At 62.6% G+C, this 4,144-nt stretch carries 4 protein-coding genes and 1 pseudogene; all 5 read right to left on the minus strand.

The features are described 5' to 3' along the window. Positions 1-218: 218 nt before the first annotated feature. Positions 219-1,004: an MBL fold metallo-hydrolase gene (locus tag JHD73_RS26775; protein ID WP_199033175.1), complete on the minus strand. Its 786-nt coding sequence runs from the start codon at positions 1,002-1,004 to the stop codon at positions 219-221. 34 nt (positions 1,005-1,038) lie between these two features. Next, positions 1,039-2,247 carry an outer membrane protein assembly factor BamC gene (bamC, locus tag JHD73_RS26780; RefSeq protein ID WP_199033176.1) on the minus strand — a complete coding sequence of 403 codons (1,209 nt, stop codon included), beginning with the start codon at positions 2,245-2,247 and terminating at the stop codon, positions 1,039-1,041. Positions 2,248-2,296: 49 nt separating this feature from the next. Beyond that, positions 2,297-3,181, minus strand: a complete 885-nt coding sequence (gene dapA / locus JHD73_RS26785) for a 4-hydroxy-tetrahydrodipicolinate synthase (RefSeq protein WP_199033177.1) — start codon at positions 3,179-3,181, stop codon at positions 2,297-2,299. Between the two features lie 129 nt (positions 3,182-3,310). Continuing rightward, positions 3,311-3,877, minus strand: a complete 567-nt coding sequence (locus tag JHD73_RS26790; RefSeq protein WP_199033178.1) for a bifunctional 2-polyprenyl-6-hydroxyphenol methylase/3-demethylubiquinol 3-O-methyltransferase UbiG — start codon at positions 3,875-3,877, stop codon at positions 3,311-3,313. A gap of 8 nt (positions 3,878-3,885) precedes the next feature. Next, positions 3,886-4,144, minus strand: a pseudogene (locus JHD73_RS26795) (tryptophan--tRNA ligase); the annotation flags it as partial.

Below are 4,144 nucleotides of genomic sequence, written 5' to 3' on the forward strand. Positions count from 1 at the left end.
GCTGCTGCTCCGATGGCCCCGGCTGCTTCGGACGCCGCCGCTGCTCCGGCTGCAGAAGCTTCGGCTCCGGCTGCCAAGCAATAATCGCGTTTCTCGCGAGACAAAAAGCCGACCTTCGGGTCGGCTTTTTTCATGGGCGCGTAACCAGGCAATATCGCTGCCAACTCCACCCGCCACTCAAAGTTGTATCTGAATCTTACAAGGCGCAGTTTTCGACACTAAACCGCGTGCCAGGGTAACCCTTCCTCCTGATCCGCGATCGGCACGTCGCCGGCATCAATACCCAGCGCCACAGCAATCGCCTGACCCGCCAACAAGGGCGTGTTGTTCTGCCTGGACAAATGCGCAGCCACTACGGTCTGCAAGGCAGCATGCCTTACGCGCGTAAGAATCGCGCTGGCGATATCGTTGGCCAAATGACCAAAATCCCCACCGATACGCTGCTTCAATGACCACGGATACGCCGAATTGGCGAGCATCTCCCGGTCGTGATTGCATTCCAGCACAAGCGCGTGCATGTTTTCTAGATGCGCGCACAAGTACTCGGTTGACATGCCAGCGTCCGTTAGCACACCAAGGTAGCGCGCCCCGTCATTGAAGACGAACTGCAGCGGCTCACGCGCATCGTGCGGCACGGTGTACGGCAGTATCTGCAGGTCACCCACGCTGAAAACGTCGTCAGCACGGCAGAAGCGCACCGCCGCGCGATCCGCACCGCGCAAGTTCACGGTGGCGCGATAGGTGCCGTGGCTGGTCCAGACGGGGATGTTGTATTTGGCAGCAACCGCGTAGGCGCTACCAACATGATCACCATGCTCGTGCGTGACGAGAATGGCGTTGAGGGTCTCCGGCGCGCAGCCAAGGCGTTCGAGCCGGCGCACGGTTTCGCGGATACCGAATCCGCAGTCGAGCAGGATGCGCGTGCTCGTCGCTCCATCCGTGGATTCGACAAGCAGCGCATTGCCTTCACTGCCGCTGCCGAGGCTGGCGAATCTCAGTGTCATCGCCCACCCAGGCAGCCGTACCGCATGAAGCCGATTACCGCAGTTGCTCGTCGAGCAGCGACAGAATGCGCTTGCCGATGTCGCCAGTCTGCGCCGAGCCGTCGTCGTTCTGAACCAGCACCGTCGACGAAGCACCGCCGTCCTTGACCACCACACGATAGCGCTTGGCACGCTTGAGGTCTTCAATCTTCGTTCCCGAGAACAGGCGCGAGAAGAAGCCCGGCGCATTCGCTTCGGCCTTGGTGTCCGCATAGCGGACGAAGTACACGCCTTGCGTGCGGTCGCGATCATCCACGGTGAAGTTCACGCGATCCAGCGCCAGACCCACGGTGCGCCACGCGCGATCGAAGGGTTCCGGTACGTTCAACACCGGCTGACCATTTGCCTGCGCCAGCAGCGACGGTCCGGCAGTGCGTGCAGCCTGCACACCCTCAGTCGCCTTCGCGCCCGCCTCCACCGGGTGGGCAGCCTGTGTCTGCACGAGCTTCTGCTGCGCAGCTTCCTTGCTGGCGCCCAGACGCTGCATCAGGCGCGAGAGGAACTCAGCTTCCAGCTCAGGATCTGCCGGACGCGGCGTCCATACGGTCTGATCCTTGGAGGAGCCGACCAGTTGTTCCTGCGCGCCACGGTGCGAGATGTAGACCTCGACCGTACCGCTCGGGCCCTTCTCAATGCGCGTGCGGAACTTGTCGCGCTCACCCGTCGAATACAGGCCATCGAACACCTTGCCGACCGTGCGGCGGATGATGTCCTGCGGAATCTTCGCGCGATTCTCGGCCCAGTCGGTTTCCATGATGCCGGTCTCGGGCGAGTCGATCACCAGCAGGAAGCCCAGCTCTTGCCAGAACGTGCGCAGTTGCGGCCACAGGGCGTCCGGCGTGGCCTTCACAACCAGCCAGCGTTGATTGCCGTCGCGCTCGATGCGCATGTCCGACACGGCGGGCAGCACGTTGTCGGCGCCCGAGCCGGGCGTCGTAACCTTCGGGGCCGTCGACGTGTAGGCCGACAGCGTGGTCGTACCCGTATCCGGCGCAGCATAACGACGGTCAGCCTGGACGCTGGTCAGGTCAGGCGGGACTTCCAGCGTCGGGCCCTTCTTGGCCTGCGACTTGTAATCGATGCGGTCCGGCTGCATCACCTCATTGACGGTATCGCAACCGGAAATCATGGCAACCGACAGCGCGGCCAGCAACAGTTGAGCGGACGTCGCCACAGCCCCGCGACGGGTTTGGAGCAGTTTCATTGACTTGCGATCCTTCAAACGAGAACGATGGCTTGTAAGCCGGTGAACATCAGGAGAGCAGCCCGGCATCCTTCAGGGATGCACGCACCACTTCGTGATACTGGGGAGCCAGCGGCGTCAACGGCAGGCGGATACCGCCTTCCATCATGCCCATGGCTTGCAGGGCCCACTTGACGGGAATCGGATTCGATTCAACGAACAAGTTCTTATGCACCGACAGCAGTTGCATGTGGATGCGGCGTGCCGTCTCCACGTCGCCGCGCATGGCGGCAGCGCACAACTCGTGCATGGCGCGCGGCGCCACGTTAGCGGTGACGGAGATGTTGCCATGACCGCCCAGCAGCATCAGCGCGATGGCAGTCGGATCATCCCCGCTGTAGATCTTGAACGAAGCCGGAGCACCCTTGATGAGCTGCGCAGCACGGTCGATGTTGCCGGTGGCTTCCTTCACGCCGATGATGCCAGGCACTTCGGCCAGACGCAGCATGGTCTCGACCGTCATATCGGCCACGGTACGGCCCGGCACGTTGTACAGGATGACCGGCAGATCGACCGACTCGGCCACCTTGCGGAAGTGCAAGACCATGCCTTCCTGCGTCGGCTTGTTGTAATACGGCACGACCTGCAACGAAGCATCGGCGCCCACCTGCTTAGCGTAGGCCGTCAGTTCGATGGCCTCCACGGTGGAGTTGCCACCGGTACCGGCGATGATGGGGATGCGCTTGTTGGCCTGCTCGACCGCCACGCGGATCAGCTCACGGTGCTCTTCCACCGACACCGTCGGGGATTCGCCGCTGGTGCCGACGATGACGATGCCGTCGGTGCCTTCAGCGATGTGCCAGTCGATGAGCTTGCGCAGGGACGGGAAATCAAGGCTGCCGTCCTCGTGCATGGGCGTGACGATGGCGACGAGACTGCCGGAAATCTGGGTCATGGTTTCGAAAACAAACAAAAGCGTCAACGTAAACAGTCGGATTGTACCGGAAGGTCAAAACGAATTCGCCACATCGAATGCTGCCAAGAGACGCTCAGGTGACAAATTGGGCCCCTGTACTCAGCAACTTCAAAGTGCATATCGGGGTGCCGCATCCCCTGAGCGCTCGCGTACCGCGCAAACCCGCTGCAAGTAAGCCTCTCGGGGCGACGAGACAAAACCGTCTTCGTAACCGATCACACGCAATTGACCCTGCACGGCACTCAGCAATTCGCCGGGTAGCAGCAGGAATGCCGGATTGGACGGTTTCCCGACAGTTTCGTTTCCGATGGCAAAAGTTTCGTAGATCAGGCGCCCGCCCGGCGCAACCGCCGCCAGCAGCTGCGGCCACAGCGGCCGATGCAGGTAGTTGGTGACAACCACCGCGTCGAATGCGGCATCGGCCGGCAATGGCCAAGGACCACCCTCGATGTCTGCGACCATGGTTTCAGCGATGCCCGCAAGCCCGGCAAGTGCTGCGACATCCCGGTCAACACCGGTCACGCGCAGACCACGCGCCGTGAGCCAACGTGCATGCCGGCCACTGCCACAGGCCACATCCAGCACAGACGCGCCAGCCGGCAATTCAGCCGCCCATCGCGCCACCCAAGCGGACGGCGCGGCGAGCGTATGCGGATCGAGCGCAGCAGCGGTCATCAGCGGCGTCAGCTGTAGGCCAGGCCCATCGCCTCGCGCACCTCACGCATCGTCTCTTGCGTGACCTTGCGGGCATTGTCGCAACCGTCGGCGATGATGGCGCGCAGCAGGGACGGATCGTCCATGTACTTCTGGGCGCGTTCGAGCATCGGCTGCTGCTCGCGCAGGATGCCTTCGATCACGGGCTGCTTGCACTCCAGGCAACCGATGCCGGCGCTGCGGCAGCCCTTCTGCACCCACTCCTTCGTGTCTGCGTCAGAGTAGACC

It is taken from the genome of Ralstonia sp. ASV6, from assembly GCF_016429285.1.
GTDB lineage: Bacteria > Pseudomonadota > Gammaproteobacteria > Burkholderiales > Burkholderiaceae > Ralstonia > Ralstonia flaminis.